21 protein-coding genes are annotated in these 16,962 nt (G+C 75.4%); 16 read left to right on the top strand and 5 right to left on the bottom strand.

Annotated elements, in window-relative coordinates; translation table 11 throughout:
• Nucleotides 1-138 precede the first annotated feature (138 nt).
• From AB0E83_RS15200 to AB0E83_RS15180, 5 genes are all read left to right on the top strand, one after another.
• Nucleotides 139-444, top strand: coding sequence for a polyprenyl synthetase (locus AB0E83_RS15200; protein ID WP_362110558.1), 306 nt, complete (start codon nucleotides 139-141; stop codon nucleotides 442-444).
• On the top strand, nucleotides 437-1,612 hold the full coding sequence (locus AB0E83_RS15195; RefSeq protein ID WP_362110555.1) for a polyprenyl synthetase family protein: 1,176 nt from the start codon (nucleotides 437-439) through the stop codon (nucleotides 1,610-1,612). The genes AB0E83_RS15200 and AB0E83_RS15195 overlap by 8 nt, the downstream gene beginning before the upstream one ends.
• 17 nt (nucleotides 1,613-1,629) lie before the next feature.
• Entirely contained in the window at nucleotides 1,630-2,820 is a 1,191-nt protein-coding gene (locus tag AB0E83_RS15190; RefSeq protein WP_362110552.1) for an oxygenase MpaB family protein, read from the top strand.
• A gap of 104 nt (nucleotides 2,821-2,924) precedes the next feature.
• Nucleotides 2,925-3,347 (top strand): STAS domain-containing protein, encoded by a 423-nt coding sequence (locus AB0E83_RS15185; RefSeq protein WP_362110549.1) that lies wholly within the window; start codon nucleotides 2,925-2,927, stop codon nucleotides 3,345-3,347.
• Complete coding sequence (locus AB0E83_RS15180; protein ID WP_362110546.1) at nucleotides 3,344-3,847, top strand: ATP-binding protein; 504 nt, start codon at nucleotides 3,344-3,346, stop codon at nucleotides 3,845-3,847. Before AB0E83_RS15185 ends, AB0E83_RS15180 begins: the two co-directional genes overlap by 4 nt.
• Here AB0E83_RS15180 and AB0E83_RS15175 read toward each other — a convergent pair.
• Entirely contained in the window at nucleotides 3,795-4,721 is a 927-nt protein-coding gene (locus AB0E83_RS15175; RefSeq protein ID WP_362110543.1) for a SigB/SigF/SigG family RNA polymerase sigma factor, read from the bottom strand. The two genes, AB0E83_RS15180 and AB0E83_RS15175, sit on opposite strands and share 53 nt — an antisense overlap.
• Nucleotides 4,722-4,883: 162 nt before the next feature.
• On the opposite strand from AB0E83_RS15175, the gene AB0E83_RS15170 reads away from it, so the two are divergent.
• Genes AB0E83_RS15170 through AB0E83_RS15160 form a run of 3 tightly spaced genes read left to right on the top strand, consistent with a single transcriptional unit; the run spans nucleotide 4,884 to nucleotide 6,163 of the window.
• Nucleotides 4,884-5,345, top strand: coding sequence for an ATP-binding protein (locus AB0E83_RS15170; RefSeq protein ID WP_362110540.1), 462 nt, complete (start codon nucleotides 4,884-4,886; stop codon nucleotides 5,343-5,345).
• Nucleotides 5,346-5,405: 60 nt separating this feature from the next.
• Entirely contained in the window at nucleotides 5,406-5,789 is a 384-nt protein-coding gene (locus AB0E83_RS15165; protein ID WP_362110537.1) for a DUF3040 domain-containing protein, read from the top strand.
• Nucleotides 5,790-5,839: 50 nt separating this feature from the next.
• Nucleotides 5,840-6,163 carry a plasmid stabilization protein gene (locus AB0E83_RS15160; RefSeq protein WP_362110534.1) on the top strand — a complete coding sequence of 108 codons (324 nt, stop codon included), beginning with the start codon at nucleotides 5,840-5,842 and terminating at the stop codon, nucleotides 6,161-6,163.
• 44 nt (nucleotides 6,164-6,207) lie between these two features.
• On the opposite strand, the gene AB0E83_RS15155 is transcribed toward AB0E83_RS15160, so the two are convergent.
• From AB0E83_RS15155 to AB0E83_RS15140, 4 genes are all read right to left on the bottom strand, one after another.
• Nucleotides 6,208-7,572 carry a carboxyl transferase domain-containing protein gene (locus AB0E83_RS15155; protein ID WP_362110531.1) on the bottom strand — a complete coding sequence of 455 codons (1,365 nt, stop codon included), beginning with the start codon at nucleotides 7,570-7,572 and terminating at the stop codon, nucleotides 6,208-6,210.
• A gap of 113 nt (nucleotides 7,573-7,685) precedes the next feature.
• A complete protein-coding gene (locus AB0E83_RS15150; protein ID WP_362110528.1) occupies nucleotides 7,686-7,856 on the bottom strand; it encodes a DUF6114 domain-containing protein in 171 nt (56 codons plus the stop codon).
• Nucleotides 7,857-7,879: 23 nt separating this feature from the next.
• Nucleotides 7,880-8,068 carry a hypothetical protein gene (locus AB0E83_RS15145; RefSeq protein ID WP_362110525.1) on the bottom strand — a complete coding sequence of 63 codons (189 nt, stop codon included), beginning with the start codon at nucleotides 8,066-8,068 and terminating at the stop codon, nucleotides 7,880-7,882.
• A gap of 98 nt (nucleotides 8,069-8,166) precedes the next feature.
• Nucleotides 8,167-8,625, bottom strand: a complete 459-nt coding sequence (locus tag AB0E83_RS15140) for a cyclic nucleotide-binding domain-containing protein (RefSeq protein WP_362110522.1) — start codon at nucleotides 8,623-8,625, stop codon at nucleotides 8,167-8,169.
• Between the two features lie 178 nt (nucleotides 8,626-8,803).
• On the opposite strand from AB0E83_RS15140, the gene AB0E83_RS15135 reads away from it, so the two are divergent.
• From AB0E83_RS15135 to nadE, 8 genes are all read left to right on the top strand, one after another.
• Nucleotides 8,804-9,574: an amino acid ABC transporter ATP-binding protein gene (locus AB0E83_RS15135; RefSeq protein ID WP_362110519.1), complete on the top strand. Its 771-nt coding sequence runs from the start codon at nucleotides 8,804-8,806 to the stop codon at nucleotides 9,572-9,574.
• A gap of 19 nt (nucleotides 9,575-9,593) precedes the next feature.
• Nucleotides 9,594-10,436, top strand: coding sequence for a glutamate ABC transporter substrate-binding protein (locus AB0E83_RS15130; RefSeq protein WP_362110516.1), 843 nt, complete (start codon nucleotides 9,594-9,596; stop codon nucleotides 10,434-10,436).
• Nucleotides 10,437-10,446: 10 nt separating this feature from the next.
• Complete coding sequence (locus tag AB0E83_RS15125; protein WP_362110513.1) at nucleotides 10,447-11,112, top strand: amino acid ABC transporter permease; 666 nt, start codon at nucleotides 10,447-10,449, stop codon at nucleotides 11,110-11,112.
• Complete coding sequence (locus tag AB0E83_RS15120; protein ID WP_362110510.1) at nucleotides 11,109-12,053, top strand: amino acid ABC transporter permease; 945 nt, start codon at nucleotides 11,109-11,111, stop codon at nucleotides 12,051-12,053. The genes AB0E83_RS15125 and AB0E83_RS15120 overlap by 4 nt, the downstream gene beginning before the upstream one ends.
• Before the next feature lie 76 nt (nucleotides 12,054-12,129).
• Nucleotides 12,130-12,675 (top strand): hypothetical protein, encoded by a 546-nt coding sequence (locus AB0E83_RS15115; RefSeq protein ID WP_362110507.1) that lies wholly within the window; start codon nucleotides 12,130-12,132, stop codon nucleotides 12,673-12,675.
• A 94-nt stretch (nucleotides 12,676-12,769) separates the two neighbouring features.
• Nucleotides 12,770-14,839, top strand: a complete 2,070-nt coding sequence (locus AB0E83_RS15110; protein ID WP_362110504.1) for an NB-ARC domain-containing protein — start codon at nucleotides 12,770-12,772, stop codon at nucleotides 14,837-14,839.
• A gap of 43 nt (nucleotides 14,840-14,882) precedes the next feature.
• Nucleotides 14,883-16,037: a molybdopterin-dependent oxidoreductase gene (locus AB0E83_RS15105; RefSeq protein ID WP_362110501.1), complete on the top strand. Its 1,155-nt coding sequence runs from the start codon at nucleotides 14,883-14,885 to the stop codon at nucleotides 16,035-16,037.
• A gap of 43 nt (nucleotides 16,038-16,080) precedes the next feature.
• Nucleotides 16,081-16,911: an ammonia-dependent NAD(+) synthetase gene (nadE, locus tag AB0E83_RS15100; RefSeq protein ID WP_362110498.1), complete on the top strand. Its 831-nt coding sequence runs from the start codon at nucleotides 16,081-16,083 to the stop codon at nucleotides 16,909-16,911.
• Nucleotides 16,912-16,962 lie beyond the last annotated feature (51 nt).

Raw genomic sequence — 16,962 nt, 5'->3', positions numbered from 1 at the left:
CCGTTCGCCACGACTCCCGCCCATGATCACCCGATCGGGTGAGCGGACCGGGGGAGTGCCCCCGGTCATGACCCATGCTGGTCCGGCACGCGCCCCGAGCGGGGCGCCCCACCCCCTTCCTCCCAGGAGCCGGCCGGCATGACCTCCCGTACGAACCCGGGCGAACGCCCCGACGAACAGGCCCTGTTGGTGGTCGCCGGCCTCGCCGACCTGGTGGTGGACTCGATCGGAACCGCCGCCGGGTCGCTCCGCTCCCTGCTCGGCCGCTCCGACGCCGGGGACATCGCCCACGACGCCGCCGCCGACCTCCGCGCCCGCGGCAGGCTCGCCCTCGACCGGCTCGCCCACGACCAGAACGGCACCGGAGGGCTTCCGCACATGGAGGTCCTGGCCCGCGCGGCCGCCGCCCGCCGGGCCGTCCCCGTGACGGACCCCGATGCGTGACGCCTGGGCGCCGGAGGAGTTCAAGGCCCGGACCGACGCCGTCCTCGCCGGCTTCCTCGACGACGAGGCCGCGGAACTCCTCGCCGTCGACGAGGCCCTCGACCCGTTCGCCGAGGCCCTCCGGGCCACCGCCCGCCACGGCAAACGGCTCCGCGCCGCCTTCTGCTACTGGGGCTGGCGCGCCGCCGGGCAGCCCGACAGCGACGCCCTGATGCGGGCCGCCGCCGCGATGGAACTCGTCCACGCCGCCGCCGTCGTCCACGACGACCTCATCGACGACAGCCCTCTCCGGCACGGCCGCCCCACCGCCCACCACGCCTTCGCCGCCCTGCCGGAAACCGCCCCGCCACAGACCGCCCGGCCGCACACCACCCCGCCGAAAACCGCCCCGCCGCACACCACCCCGCCACAGACCACCCCGCCGAAAACCGCCCCGCCGCACACCGCCCCTCCGCACGCCGCCCGGCGGCCCCGGGCGGCGGCCCGCGCGCTCGCCCTGCTCCTCGGCGACCACCTGATGGCCCTCGCCGGCCGCCTCTACGCCGAGTCCGGCCTGCCCGCCGCGTACCTCTCCCGGGGCCGGCCCCTCTGGGCCGCGCTCGCCCGCGAACTGGTCGCCGGCGAAGCCCTGGAGATCCTGCACACCGGCGGCACCCCGGACACCGCCACCTCCCTCAAGGTGATCCGCTACAAGACCGCCAAGTACACCGTCGAACAGCCCCTCCTCCTCGGCGCCCTGCTCGCCGGGGCCCCCGCCGCCCTCCGCGAGGGACTGTCGCGCTACGGGCTGCCGCTCGGCGAGGCCTTCCAGCTCCGGGACGACCTGCTCGGCCTCTTCGGCGACCCGGCCCGCACCGGCAAGGCGCCCCTCGACGACCTCCGCACCGGCCGTCCCACCGTGCTGCTCGCCGAGACCTGGCGGGCCGCGGACCCCGGCCGGCGGGCCCTGCTGCGCCGCGCCCTCGCCGGGGACGGGCCGCCGGACGAGGAGGAGCTGCGGGAGGTCCGCGCCCTGATGACGGAGCTCGGCGCGCCCGACCGGGTCGAGCACATGATCACGGGCCGCGTCGAGGAGGCCGTCCGCGCCCTCGACCCCCTCGACCTGCCCGCCGCCGCCCACCGCACCCTCACGGACCTGGCCCACCGCGCGGCCGTCCGCCACCACTGACCCCGGGAGCGACCGCAGTGACCACCCCCCAGGCCACCCCCAGCACGGCCCCTCCGTACACCGAGGCGGACCTCGACGCCCTGCGCCACAGCGGCGACGAGCTCGCCGACGCGGTCGTCGCCACCCTCTTCGAACGCGGTGAGGTCGGCCTCTTCAACTCCCTCATGCGGTACGTCTCCGTCTCCGGGCAGGAACTCCCCGACGGCCTCCCCGACGTGGCCCGCGCGTACCTGGAGACGACCGCCGTCCCGCCCGCCTGGGTGGACTGGAACGAGATGGAGCGGGCCCGGCTCTTCTTCACCGACAACAACGTCCACATCAACACCGCCCTCTCCTTCGCCTCCATGCCCGCCTGTTACGTCGTCCCGCGCGTGGCCCGCCTGCTCTCCGCCACCCACGGACTGCACTACCCGAACAAGCGGATGGCGGAGACCGGCCAGTTCACCACCTACCTCATGCGGCCCGACGCCTTCGAGGCCGGCGGCCGGTTCGTCCCCGCCGCCCAGAAGGTCCGCCTCCTGCACGCCTCCATCCGCCACCACCTGACCCGGGAGGGCCGCTGGGACACCGCCGCCGACGGGGTGCCGATCTGTCAGGAGGACATGATCGGCGGGCAGATGTTCTTCTCGATGCTCGTCCTCGACAGCCTCCACCGGCTCGGCATCCACATGTCCACCGAGGGCGCCGAGGCCTACTTCTACGCCTGGCGGGTCGTCGGCGCGATCCTGGGCGTCGACCAGACCGCCGTCCCGAAGACCCTCGACGAGGCGCGCGCCTTCCTCGACCTGTACCTGCTGCGGCACATGGGCCCCTCGGAGGAGGGCGTCGTGCTCACCCGGCAGCTGATCGACCTGTACGAGGAGGTCGTCCCCGGCACCTTCTTCGACCCGGTCGTCTCCGCCCTGATCCGCCACCTCGTCGGCGACACCTGCGGGGACTGGCTCGGCGTGCCCCGCAGCCGCTGGGACACCGCGGTGAAGGCGGTGCCGGCGCTGCTCGGCGTCCTGGAGTCGGTGGAGGACGCCTCGCCGTTCGCCGCCTGGGCGCTCGACCGGCTCGGCCACCTCACCTCGGTCTTCGAACTGTCCGCGCTCACCCGGGGCCGCGTCATGCACTACGCCATCCCCGAGCACCTGAGGAAGGAGTACGGCGTCGGCACGGGCGTGACCCGCGACCGCCGCTGGACCCCGCCCCCGGCCACCGTCTGACGGGTGCCCGCCCCGGCCGCCGTACGGGCTCCCCGCGGGGGCTCTCCTCGCAGAGCGCGGCGTCCTGGACGAGAATGGAGTCACCCGGTGAAGGCGAGGCGCGCATGGACAGTGAGCGAGACGGGTTCGGGGAGGGTCCGCCGGCCGGCCGGTCCGACCGGTTCACGGTCGACGTGCGGGCCACCTGGGGCTCGGAGACCGTCGTGGTCGCCCCCTCGGGAGAGCTCGACCACGACACGGTCGAGCCGCTGCGCACCGCCCTGGAGAAGCACGAGGACGCGGCCCGGATCGTCGTCGACTGCGCCGGGCTCGACTTCTGCGACTCCACGGGGCTGAACCTGCTGCTCAGGGCCCGGGCCCGCGCGCTGGAGGCCGGCGCGACGCTGGATCTGGCCGGACTGCGGCCGCCGGTCGACCGCATGTTCGAGATCACCGGGGCCCGTCAGGTCTTCCGGGTGTACGCGGACGTGGCCGAAGCCCTCGCCGCCGACGGGACGGGCGGTGCCCGTCCCGAGGACCGGGCGTGACGGGCCCGCCGGCCGTGTGGGAGGGCGAGATGACCGAGGGCGACGGCACACCCGCGCAGACCCGCCGGCTCCTGCTGGGGGAGAGCGCGGGCGCGGTCTCCCGCTGCCGCGACTTCACCGCGCGGGCCCTCGCCGACTGGGGCTGGATCCCCCCGGAGAGCCCCCTCGCCCGCGAGCGCGTCGAGGACGTCCTGCTGCTGGTCTCCGAGGTGGTCACCAACGCCTGCCTGCACGGCGGGGGCCCGGAGGAGTTCGTGCTCCGGCACACCGGCGGACTGCTGCGGGTGGAGGTCGCCGACCGGAGCCCCGCGCACCCGCACCGGATGGCGCCGCGCCCGCCGTCGCTGCCCGGCGGTCACGGGCTGATGGTGCTCGACCGCCTGGCGAGCGACTGGGGCTCCGCGGACCGGGAACCCGGCGTCGAGGGCAAGGTGGTGTGGCTGGAGGTCAGCCGTCCGTCGCGTCCTCCGTGGCACCGTCGTCCAGCAGACCCGTCCTGAGCTCGCCGAGGATCCGGGCGAGCAGCCGGGAGACGTGCATCTGGGAGAGGCCCACGCGCCGGCCGATCTCGGCCTGGGTCAGCTCCTCGCCGAAGCGCAGCGAGAGGATCAGCCGGTCGCGCTCGTCGAGCTCGGCGAGCAGCGGCCCGAGCGAGTTCAGGTCGTCGATCAGCTCGTAGGCGGGCTCCTCGACGGCGGTGCGCCGGCCGGCCGTGCCCTGCGGGGCCCCGGTCTCGTCGTCGCCGACGGGGGAGTCGAGCGAGTGGGCGGCGTAGGCGTTGGCGGCGAGCTCCCCCTCGGCCACCGTCTCCTCGGCCAGGTGCAGCCGCTCGGCCAGCGCGGCGCGGCCGGGCCGGTGGCCGTCGCGCTGTTCCAGCGCGTCCGAGGCCTTGGCCAGCTCGATCCGCAGCTCCTGGAGGCGGCGGGGGACCCGGACGGCCCAGCCGGTGTCGCGGAAGAACCGCTTCATCTCGCCGACGATCGTCGGCAGCGCGAAGGCGGAGAACTCGACCCCGCGGCCCGGGTCGAACCGGTCGATCGACTTGATCAGGCCGATCGTCCCCACCTGCACGATGTCCTCCATCGGCTCGGCGCGGCCGCGGAAGCGCCGGGCGGCGAACTTCACCAGGCTCAGGTTCAGCTCCACCAGGGTGTTCCGTACGTAGGAGTGCTCCGGAGTGCCCTCGTCGAGCTCGTGGAGCCGGCGGAAGAGCGAGACGGAGAGGATCCGGGCGTCGTCCGTGGAGGCGCGGAGGGGGTCCTCCGGCGCGGGCAGGTCCCCGAGGGCCCGCCGCCGGAGCGTCTCGGACGGGAGCGGGTCCCGGCGGCCGGGGCTGCGCGCCGAGGGGGTGCGGGGGGCTCGGCTGATGGTCATGGGAATTCCTTCGACGGTTCCGGGGGGCCGGGACCGCCCCCCTCCGGGAGGGGCGGGCGCCGCGGTTTGTCGATCGGTGTCCACAGGAGAAGGATTCCCTTCAGGGATGTTTTGACCCATTTGGGGAGTTTTATCTCTTTCCATTCGGGTCAGGCGCGGGGCATGGCGGTAGACGAACGGAAGCGGGTGGCGAACTCCCGGCGGTACGTGCTCGGCGGGGGCCCGGGCACGGCCGGCCGGCTCCGTGACCTCTCCTCACAGGCCGTGGCGGACTGGTACGGACCCCTCACCCCGGCCGCCCGCAGGGCCGCCGACGACCTGGCGCTCCTCGTCACCGAACTCGTCGCCCACGCGGTGCGGCACGGGGGGACCCCGTACGAGCTCCGCCTCGACCGCTCCGTGGACGGCGTGTGGCTCCAGGTGTCCGACACCGGCGCGGCGCCTCCCCGCCCGGAGGAGCCGCCCGGACCGGACCCCTCCTGGCACAGCCTCCGACTGGTCCAGCGGCTCGCGGCGGTCTGGGGCTGGGTGCCGCGGGACGGCGGCAGGACCCTGTGGTGCGAGGTCCGCTTTCCACCGGCCGACGGTGACGGCCCGCCGTCTGAAGGGGCCGCGGACGGGTAGCCGCCCGGAGTGACGACCCCGCCGCCCGGCGGGGGATCCGGACCGGAGGAGGTGCCCGCCATGGACGAGGCCCGGCTCTCCGCGTACGAGCGACGCGTCCTGGCCGAGATCGAGGAGGAGCTGAGCGCCGACGACGGTCTCGCCCGGCGCATGACCGGGCACCAGCCCTCGCGCCGCCTGCCCCGGCCGCGGATCACGGCCGGCGGCGGCCTGGGCGCCGCGCTGCTCGGGGCGACGACGCTCGCCCTGCTCGTGCTCGCGGCGGCGACCTCGGCCCCCGGCCTGATCTGGGGCTTCGCCGCCGCCTGGGTGCTGACCCTGGTCCTGCTGCTGCGCCTGGTGGTCCGCTGGACCCGGCGGCGCATGGCCGGCGGACAGCCCGACGACCGACCCGACCGGTCCGACCGACCCGACCGGTCCGACCGACCCGACCGGTCCGATTGACCCGACCGACCCGACCGACCCGACAGGAACGACCGAGAGAGGAGCCCGCGATGCCCCGCGGATCGAACGCCAAGCGCGAGCGGCAGTACGAGCACATCAAGGAGAGCGCCCTGGACCGCGGCGAGAGCGAGCGGCGCGCCGAGGAGATCGCCGCCCGCACCGTCAACAAGGAACGGGCCCGCTCGGGCGAGTCGAAGACGGCGAGCAAGAGCTCGACGCAGGACATGTCCTCCTCGCGGCGCGGCGGGAAGCGCTCGCACAGCGGCTCCGAGGGCCCCACCTACGACCAGCTGTACGAGGAGGCCAAGCGCCGCGACCTGCACGGCAGGTCCCAGATGAACAAGGCCGAACTGAAGCGGAAGCTCGGCCACTGATCCCCACCGCCCCCCGGAACCGCCGAGGACCCGGCGGCCCCGCGTCAGCGCCCCGGACCGCCGTGCTCCGCCCCCGGCCGGGCCCCGACCACGCCCCGGACGACCCCGAGGCCGACCAGGTCCTCCGGGCGCAGCCGGAGCCGGTCGGCCAGGGCGTCCGCCTCCTCCGGGGGACGCTTCAGGATGGCGGCGGCGAGTTCGGGGGCGATCACGGAGAAGTACGCGTCCGGAGTGGCCCAGGTGTTGCCGGGAGCGGCGAGGGCGAGCGCCCCGCCCGAGCCGCCCTCGCCGACGAGCAGCGCGGTGACCGGGACGCGGGCCTCGGCGACGGCGCCGAAGAGCTCCGCGATGGCCGGCCCCGCGCCGGCCCGCTCCGCCTCCGCGTCGTTGGCGGCGCCCGGGGTGTCGATCAGCGTCAGCACCGGGATCCCGAGCCGGCCGGCCAGCCGCACCAGCCGGGCGGCGGTGCGGAAACCGGCCGGACGGGTGGCGGTCCCGCACTGGGCCGCGTACGCGGCCGTACGCCCGTCCGGCAGCCGGCCGAAGCCGCAGCGGATCCCCGGATCGGTGCCGCCCGCGCGGTCGCCGGACAGCTCCGCCCGCTCGGTGAACACGGAGGCGAGGTAGCGGTCGGCCCGGGGGCGCTCCGGCCGGCGGGCCCGGGCCACGGCCTCGCGCCCGCTCGCCGACGGCTCCGTGGAGCCGAGCGCGTACGGCGGCGGGACCGGCCCCTCGGCGGGGCGGGTGAGCAGGGACAGCCAGCGCCCCAGCGCCGTCCGCAGCTCCCCGGCCGGGACGACGGCGTCCACGTGCCCGTGGGCGAACTGCGCCTCGGCGGTGTACGCGGCCGGGTCGGCGTCCGCCGGCCGCACCCGGGAGCCCGCGAAGCCGACCTGGGCGCCCGGCAGCGCGAGGACCACGTCGGAGCCGGCCCCCAGGGTGGCCCAGCCGCCGCCGGTCGTCGGATCGCGCAGGACGGCGAGCTGCGCCAGGCCGGCCGCCCGGGTGCGCGCCGCCTCCCCGGCCAGCCGCTGGAGCTGGACCAGCGCCCGCATCCCCTCCTGCATCCGGCTGCCGCCGGTCGCCAGGAGGACGGTCACCGGCAGCCGGTGCGCCCGGGCGTGGGCGTGCGCGGCGGCGACCCGGTCGCCGGTGCCCTCGCCGATGGAGCCGCCGAGGAAGCCGAACGCGAAGGAGACCAGGACCGTCCGCGTCCCGCCGACCGTGCCGGTGCCGCAGACCACGGACTCGGACGCGCCGGAGCGGGCGGCCGCCGCCTCCCGGGCCGCGCCGTACCCGGGCCACCCGAGCGGTCCGTCGCCCCCGGACGGGCCCTCGGGGCGGGGGAGTTCGGTGAAGTCGTCGGTCACGAGGGCCAGTGCCTCGCGCGCGTCCGCGGGTGCTGTCATCGGGGCCTCCCGGCCGTCGCCCGGCGGGCCGCGGGAAGGGTCCGGAGCCCGTCCCGTCACCGTACCGCCGAGTAGGACACGGTTCCGCCGCCCCGGCCCGGGTGCGGCGGAGATCACTCCGGGCCGGCCGGCCCGGCGGGCCGCCACGCGAGCGCGAGCGCGCCGCCCACGAGCCCGAGCGTCATGCCGACGAGGAACCCGCCGAGGTCGCAGGCCACCCAGGACCCGAGCGAGGCGAGGACGCCGACGGCCGCGCACCCGCGCCGCAGCCGCGGACGGAGCACGATCAGCGCCCCGCACAGGCACATCAGGAGCGGCAGCGCGTACCGGACGCCGGCCCCCTCCCGCAGAGCACGGCCGGACCGGCCCGCTGCACCAGCAGGATCTCCGCACCGCCCAGCGCGAGGGCGAGCCCGGCGCCGAACGGCCGCCGGCGCCACCGGACCCGCCGCGGATGCCGGCGGGCGGGGGCCGTGCGCGGGTCGGACCGGGCCATGCGGTGCTCCTGACGCGGGGCGGAGCGGTACGGGACGGGGAACCGCCCGGACCGTACGGCCACCGCCGCCAGAGGTCAACGCTCGTGCGCCACCGGCCTCACGCCATGATCCCGCTCCCGTGCGGCGCGTACAGGTCCAGCAGCCGCACCCGGGTCACCTGGAGCCGGTGTGCCAGGATCGACCCCACCCAGAAGAACACCGCCGACCCGAACTCCACGTCCGTGTGGCACATCGACCGCACCGCCGTCGCGTCGAACTCGTACGCCCGGACGGGGGTCATCGCCTCCGCCCCCGACTGGCACAGGTACGGCGGGAACAGCCAGGAGAGACCGACCAGTTCGCCGTGGCGGAGGGTCTCGATCACCGGCGACCCCCGCCCCGGCACCCGGGCGTCCAGGTTCACCGCGCCCGTCTTCACGATCCAGAACCGCTCCGCGTGCTGCTGCTCCTCGAAGAGCCGGTCACCGGAGTCGAAGTACACGTCCTCGGCGAAGGCCATCAGCCGCTCGCGGTGCTCCGCCGGCAGCGCACTGACCTTGGGTGCGGCACTCCTCATGACGGGCCTCCTCGTCGCACGTACGGCTCCGTTCCCAGTGTCCACCGGTCCCGGCCGGACCGCAGGCGGCGGGCGGGCGGAATCACCCCGCCGGCCCCGGCGTGCGGCCGGGCGGCGCAGGGCGGAGCATGAGACCGAGGAGGGAACGGCGGAAGGGGGAGTGAGCCAGGAGGGTGACATGCCCGTCCCGGAAGGGTCCGTCCCGGACGACGGCGACGCGCTCGTCGTCCTGCGCGGGGTCGACAAGCACTTCGGGTCCCTCCACGTCCTCCGGGCCATCGACCTCACGGTCCACCGGGGCGAGGTCGTCGTCGTGATCGGACCCTCCGGCTCCGGCAAGTCCACCCTCTGCCGGGCCGTCAACCGGCTGGAGACCATCGACAGCGGCGAGATCCGCGTCGACGGCAGGCCGCTGCCCGCCGAGGGCAGGGAACTCGCCCGGCTCCGCGCCGACGTCGGCATGGTCTTCCAGTCCTTCAACCTCTTCGCCCACAAGACCGTCCTGGACAACGTCACCCTGGGACAGATCAAGGTCCGCAAGAAGGACCGCCGGAGCGCCGAGGAACGGGCCCGCGCCCTCCTCGGCCGGGTCGGCGTCGCCGCCCAGGCCGACAAGTACCCCGCCCAGCTCTCCGGCGGCCAGCAGCAGCGCGTCGCCATCGCCCGCGCCCTCGCCATGGACCCGAAGGTGATGCTCTTCGACGAACCGACCTCCGCCCTCGACCCCGAGATGATCAACGAGGTCCTGGAGGTCATGCGGCAGCTCGCCGAGGACGGCATGACCATGGTCGTCGTCACCCACGAGATGGGCTTCGCCCGCTCCGCCGCCCACCGCGTCGTCTTCATGGCCGACGGCCGGATCGTCGAGGACGCCACGCCGGAGGAGTTCTTCGGCAACCCGCGCAGCGCCCGCGCCCGCGACTTCCTCTCCAAGATCCTCCACCACTGAGCCCCACGGGGTGATCACCATGAACCCGCTCAGGACCACCCGGACGCTCCTCGCCTCCGCGACGGCCGTCGTCCTCGCCCTCGGCTCCGCCTCGCTCGCCCACGGCGCGGTGCCCGCCGACCACTCCGACGAGGACAGGATCACCATCGGCATCAAGTTCGACCAGCCCGGCATCGGCCTCAAGACCCCTGACGGCACCTACACCGGCTTCGACGTCGACGTCGCCACCTACGTCGCGAAGCAGCTCGGCCACGACCCCGACGAGATCGTGTGGAAGGAGGCCAAGAGCGCCGACCGCGAGACCATGCTCCAGCGCGGCGACGTCGACTTCATCGCGGCCTCGTACTCCATCAACGACGAACGGGCCCAGAAGGTCGACTTCGCCGGCCCCTACCTCCTCGCCCACCAGGACGTGCTGATCCGTGCCGACGACGACTCCATCAAGAAGCCCGCCGACCTCAACGACAAGCGGCTCTGCTCCGTCACCGGCTCCACCTCCGCGCAGAACGTCAAGGAGGAGATCGCCCCCGACGCCCAGCTCCAGGAGTACGGCGGCTACTCCGAGTGCCTGACCGGCCTGGAGAACGGCGTCATCGACGCCCTCACCACCGACGACTCGATCCTCGCCGGATACGCGGCCCAGGAGCAGTTCAAGGGCAAGTTCAAGCTCGGCGGCTTCGAACTGAGCAACGAGAACTACGGCATCGGCGTCCAGAAGGGCAGCGACCTCAAGGACAAGATCAACAAGGCCCTGGAGAAGATGGTCGACGACGGCTCCTGGGACGCCGCCGTGAAGAAGAACTTCGGCCCGGCGAACTACCAGAACGAACCGGCCCCGAAGATCGGCACGGTCGTCGAGTGAGCCGGCCGCCGTGTTCGACTTCCTCGAGGGCTACGACCTCCTGGGCGCCTTCTGGGTGACCGTCCAGCTCACCTTCTGGTCCGCCCTCGGCTCCCTGGTGTGGGGGACGCTGCTCGCCGCCATGCGCGTCGGCCCCGTCCCCCTCATGCGGGGCTTCGGCACCGCCTACGTCACCGTCGTCCGCAACATCCCCCTCACCGTCATCATCGTCTTCACCTCCCTCGGCCTCTTCCAGACCCTCGGGATCAGCCTCGGCGCCGACCGCTTCACCACCATCAACTTCCGGCTCGCCGTCCTCGGCCTCACCGCCTACACCAGCGCCTTCGTCTGCGAGGCGCTGCGCTCCGGCATCAACACCGTCCCCCTCGGCCAGGTCGAGGCCGCCCGCGCCATCGGCCTCAGCTTCCCCCAGGTCCTGAGGATCATCGTGCTCCCGCAGGCCTTCCGCTCCGTCGTCGGCCCGCTCACCAACGTCCTCATCGCCCTCACCAAGAACACCACCGTCGCCGCCGCCATCGGCGTCGCCGAAGCCGCCCTGCTCATGCGGGAGATGATCGAGAACGAGGCCCAGCTCATCCTCGTCTCCGCCGTCTTCGCCTTCGGCTTCATCTGCCTCACCCTGCCCACCGGCCTCCTCCTCGGCCGGCTCGCCAGGAAAGTCGCGGTCAAACGGTGAAGCGCCGCACCCCGAAGCGCCCGACGGCGCGGACCGCCACCGGGGACCGCCCCGCCACCGTCCTCTACGACGTCCCCGGCCCCCGCGCCCGCCGCCGCAACCTGCTGTGGACCCTGCTCTTCCTCGCCGCCCTCGCCGCCGTCGTCTGGTGGGTGATCGACGGCCTCGCCGCCAAGAACCAGCTGGAGGCGGCCAAATGGGAACCCTTCCTCACCGACGGCCGGATCTGGGAGACGTACCTGCTGCCCGCCCTGCGGAACACCGTCGTCGCCGCCGGCCTCGCCATGGTCCTCGCCCTGCCGCTCGGCGCCCTCCTCGGCATCGCCCGCCTCTCCGACCACCGCGCCGTCCGCGCCGCCGCCGGCACCGTCGTCGAGTTCTTCCGCGCGATCCCCGTCCTCATCCTCATGCTCTTCGCCAACGCCGCCTACGCCGAGTTCACCGACATCAGCCCCGAGACCCGCCCCCTGTACGCGGTCGTCACCGGCCTCGTCCTCTACAACGCCTCCGTCCTCGCCGAGGTCGTCCGCGCCGGCATCCTCGCCCTCCCGGCGGGCCAGACCGACGCCGCCAAGGCCATCGGCATGCGCAAGGGCCAGACCATGGCGTACGTCCTCCTCCCGCAGTCCGTCACCGCCATGCTCCCCGCCCTCGTCAGCCAGCTCGTCGTCATCGTCAAGGACACCGCGCTCGGCGGCGCCATGCTCGGCTTCGCCGAACTCCTCGCCTCCGTCCGCCCCATGAGCGCCAACTACGGCGCCAACACCATCGCCTGCTTCACCGTCGTCGCCGTCCTCTTCGTCCTCCTCAACGCCGCCCTCACCACCTTCGCCTCCCGGCTGGAACGCCGGCTGCGCCGCGGCAAGCGCTCCACCGGCGCCGTCGTCGGCGCCGAGGCCGTCGAGGAACTCGCCACACCGGGCGAACCCCCGAAACCCTGAGCATCACGACACCGTGACCGCGCCGCGACCCGGACGTGCGAGGCTGACCGGGACGGCACCGGGGAGAGGCGGGACGATGGCGCACGGCGGGGGCAGGGCGGTACGGGCACGCGGCGCCGCGGCGCTCGCCGCGGTGATCGCCCTGACGGCGACCGGCTGCTCGCCGGAGCTGCGCCCGCTCGTCGCGGTGTACGTCGACGAACACGGCACCCCGCGGGCCCTGCTGCGCTCCTGCGAGGACGACGGCACCATCCGGGGCCCCTTCCTCGACGTGCGCCCCGACCCGCCGGCCACCGCCACGGAGCCGGACGCCGCCTCCACCGCCCCGGAGGATCCGGAGCCCCCGGCCGGCTGGTGGGCCGAGGGCGACCGCGCGGCCGAGGACATCCCGCTCTTCTCCCCGCCCGCCCACTGGGACGTCGAGACCCGCGGCCCCCAGACCCTCCGGCCCGGCGTCACCTACGAACTGTCGCTCGGCGACCCCGGCGAGTACTACGCCTACGCCGGCGAGGTCTCCTTCACCGCCGCCGACCTCGCCGCCCTCCCTCCCGGCCGGGTCCTCGCCCTCGACGGCGAGACCACCCGGGACGCCTTCGAGGAGCGCGCCCGCGACAGCTGCTGACCCGCGCCCGCCCCCACGCCGGCACCCTCGTCCGAAACCATGACGAAGCGGCTCGGCGGGAGCTTTCGGCCCGGACCTGAGGGACACTGCTGCCGTGCGTGGACATCTACCGGACGAGAACCCGGGTTTCACAGGCCGCCGCACGGAACTGAAGCGCGTCACCGCCGCGCTGGCGGAGCACCGCCTCGTCACCGTGACCGGCGTCGGCGGCGTCGGCAAGACCCGGCTCGCGCTGCGCGCCGCCCACCGCGTCCGCCGGCGCCACCCCGACGGCGCCTGGTGGGCCGACCTCGGACAGCTCGACGGCGAACGGCTCCTCACCGCCCTCGTCGCCGACTCCGTCGACCTCACCGACCACACCCCCGGCACCGACACCGGCGCCCTGCGCCGCCGCCTCGCCGGCACCCGCCTCCTCCTCGTCCTCGACTGCTGCGACCACCTCGCCGACGCCTGCGGCCGGCTCGTCGCCGAACTCCTCGACGCCGCGCCCGGCCTCACCGTCCTCGCCACTTCCCGCCGCCCCCTCGGCGTCCCCGGCGAACACACCGTCCTCCTCGACCCCCTCCCGCCCACCGGCCCCGACGCCCTCGCCCTCCTGCGCACCGCCACCGGCGAGGACCTCCCCGCCGGACCCGCCGGCGAGATCTGCGTCCGCCTCGAAGGCATACCCCTCGCCCTGGAGCTCGCCGCCGCCCAGATCCGGCTCCAGGGCACCGAAGCCGTCCGCGACCAGCTCGGCAGCCGCCTCACCGCACCCCCCGACGCCCGCTTCGACCTCCTCGCCCACCCCGAACGCGTCTGGCCCGCCCGCCACCAGACCCTGCGCGCCGCCATCGGCTGGAGCCACGAACTCGCCGACCCCCTCGAACGGCTCCTCTGGGCCCGCCTCTCCGTCTTCCGCGGCCCCTTCGACCTCGCCGGCGCCACCGCCGTCTGCGCCGGCGGCCCCCTCACCCCCGCCACCCTGCCCGCCGCCCTCGACGGCCTCGTCCGCGCCTCCGTCGTCCGCCCCGCCGACCCCGCCGGCCGCCACCGCCTCCTCGACACCATCCGCGAGTACGGCGCCGGCTGGCTGGACCGGCTCGGCGAGACCGGCACCGTCGCCGACCGCCACGCCGCCCACTTCCGCGCCCTCGCCGCCCACGGCGACACCGCCTGGCACGGCACCCCCCAGCTCCACTGGCACCACGCCGTCGACACCCACCACACCGACCTGCGCACCGCCCTCGACCACCTCCTGCGCACCGACCCCGACGCCGCCCTCGACCTCGTCGGCTCCGTCGCCTTCGCCTGGTCCTGCCGCGGCCGCCTCCGCGAGGCCCGCGCCGGCCTCGAACAGGCCCTCCTGCTCAGCGAGGCCCGCGGCCGCGTCCGCGCCCGCGCCCTGTGGGCCCTCGGCGTCACCCTCGTCCTCCAGGGCGACCTCGGCCCCGCCCAGGACGTCAGCGAACGCTGCGCCCGCGAGGCCCGCCACGCCGAACACCCGCCGGACCGGCCCCCGACGGCCCCGGAGCCGTACCGCCCCGGCGCCCTCACCCTCGACGCCGCCGCCCTCGCCGGCCTCCTCGCCCTCTCCACCGGCCGCCCCCACGCCGCCCTCGTCGTCGTCGGCCACGTCCTCGCCTCCGCCCGCGGCGGCCCCACCGACTCCGCCGCCGCCCTCCGCTGCCACCTCGTCCGCGTCTTCGCCCTCACCGGTCTCGGCCGGCTCGCCGAGGCCCGCGCCGACGCCCACGCCCTGCGCACCCGGTGCGACGCCCTCGACGAGCACTGGACCCGCACCGCCCTGGAGTACCAGCTCGCCCTCACCGGCCTCCTGGAGGGCGACCCGGCCGCCGCCGCCGGCCACGCCCGCGCCATGCTCGCCGGTACCCGCGCCCTCGGCGCCGGCCTCGGCGTCGCCCTCGGCCTCGACGTCCTCGCCACCGCGCTCGCCGCCGCCGGCGACGGCGAGCGCGCCGCCGACGTCTCCGGCACCGGCGAGGCGTACTGGCGGGCCACCGGCCAGCCCCGCCGCGGCCTCCCCGGCCTGCGCGCCCTCCACGCCCACCACACCGCGAGCGTCCGCGCCGCCCTCGGCGAACCCGCCTACGAGGAGATCTTCCTCCGCGCCCTCACCGACCTCCCCCAGGCCGGCCTCGACCGCGCCCTCGGCACCGGCTGACGGCCGCCGGGCGGACCCCCGCCGCCCGGCGCACCATGGGGACATGGACCGATCGCCGGGCGACCTGGCCGCCCTCAGCACACCGGCGCGGGTCGCGGAACCGGACGAGGGCCTCACCCCGCAGGAACTCGCCCTCGCCACCCGCAACCACGGACTCCCGCTGGAAGCCCTGCGCCACGACGTCACCCCGCCCGGCCTCCACTACCTCCTGATCCACTACGACATCCCCGACACCGACCCCGACGACTGGCGGCTCACCGTCGGCGGCCGCGTGCTCCGCCCCCTCGACCTGGACCTCGACGCCCTCCGCGACCGGCCCGCCGTCACCCGCCGGGTCACCCTGGAGTGCGCCGGCAACGGCCGCGCCCGGCTCAGCCCCCGCCCCGTCAGCCAGCCCTGGCTCGTCGAGGCCGTCTCCACCGCCGAGTGGACCGGCGTCCCGCTCGCCGCCCTCCTCGCCGAGGCCGGCGTCGCCGAGGACGCCGTCGAAGCGGTCTTCACCGGCGCCGACCACGGCGTCGAACGCGGCGTCGAACAGGACTACCGCCGCTCCCTCCCGCTCGCCACCGCCGCCGACCCCGCCCGGGACGTCCTCGTCGCCCACACCATGAACGGCGCCCCCCTGCCGCCCCAGCACGGCAGCCCGCTCCGGCTCGTCGTCCCCGGCTGGTACGGCATGGCCCACGTGAAGTGGCTCCGCGAGATCACCCTCACCGCCACCCCCTTCACCGGCTTCCAGCAGACCGCCGCCTACCGCCTCCGCCAGGAGCCCGGCGAGCCGGGGGAGCCCGTCACCCTCATCGAGCCCCGCGCCCTCATGGCCCCGCCCGGCTTCCCCGACTTCATGTCCCGGGCCCGCGTCGTCCGCCCCGGCCCCGTCCCCCTCACCGGCCGCGCCTGGTCGGGCCACGGCCCCGTCGTCCGCGTCGAGGTCAGCGAGGACGGCGGCGCCGCCTGGACCGACGCCGAGGTCGTCCCCGACCCCGCCCACCCCTGGGCCTGGGCCGCCTGGCGCGCCATCTGGACCGCCACCCCCGGCCTGCGCCACCTCACCGTCCGCGCCACCGACGCCACCGGCCGCGTCCAGCCCCTCACCGCGCCCTGGAACCGCGGCGGCTTCGCCAACAACCTCGTCCAGCGGGTCGAGGTCCTGTGCGCCCCGGAGCCGGAGCGACCGCCGCCGCCCCCCACCCCGTAGAGTCGGACACGTCGCCCGTACCCGTCCCCACGAGGAGATTTCCGTGACCGACCCGGCGCCCACCGCCCGCCAGCAGCAGATCGCCCGGGAGCTCCAGGTCTCCGAGACCTTCGACCCGGCCGCCGAGATCGAGCGCCGGGTGGCCTTCCTCACCGAGCGCCTCACCACCACCGGACTGCGCTCCCTCGTCCTCGGCATCAGCGGCGGCGTCGACTCCACCACCGCCGGCCGCCTCTGCCAGCTCGCCGTCGAGCGCGCCCGCGCCGCCGGCCACGAGGCGACCTTCTACGCCATGCGCCTGCCGTACGGCGTCCAGGCCGACGAGCGGGACGCGCAGACCGCCCTCGACTTCATCCGCGCCGACCAGGTCCTCACCGTCGACGTCAAGGCGGCCAGCGACGCCGCCCTCGACGCCGCCCTGGCCGCCGGGGTCGCCTTCCGCGACGCCCACCACCAGGACTTCGTGCACGGCAACATCAAGGCCCGCCAGCGCATGATCGCCCAGTACGCGGTCGCCGGCGCCCACGACGGCCTGGTCGTCGGCACCGACCACGCCGCCGAGGCCGTCTCCGGCTTCTTCACCAAGTTCGGCGACGGCGCCGCCGACCTCGTCCCGCTCACCGGCCTCACCAAGCGCCGCGTCCGCGCCGTCGCCGCCGCGCTCGGCGCCCCCGACTCCCTGGTCTGGAAGGTCCCGACCGCCGACCTGGAGACCCTCGACCCGGGCAAGCCCGACGAGGACGCGCTCGGCGTCACCTACGACGACATCGACGACTTCCTGGAGGGCAAGCCGGTCGGCGAGTCCGCCTACGCCTCGATCGTCCGCCGCTACGACCTCACCGAGCACAAGCGGCAGCTGCCGGTCGCGCCCTGAGCCCGGCCGCCCGGGCGCCCCGCCCCGGACGGGCGGATCCTGGAAGGGGAG

It is taken from the genome of Streptomyces sp. NPDC035033, assembly GCF_040636735.1.
GTDB lineage: Bacteria > Actinomycetota > Actinomycetes > Streptomycetales > Streptomycetaceae > Streptomyces.
This window is presented reverse-complemented; position numbering and strand designations above follow the sequence as displayed.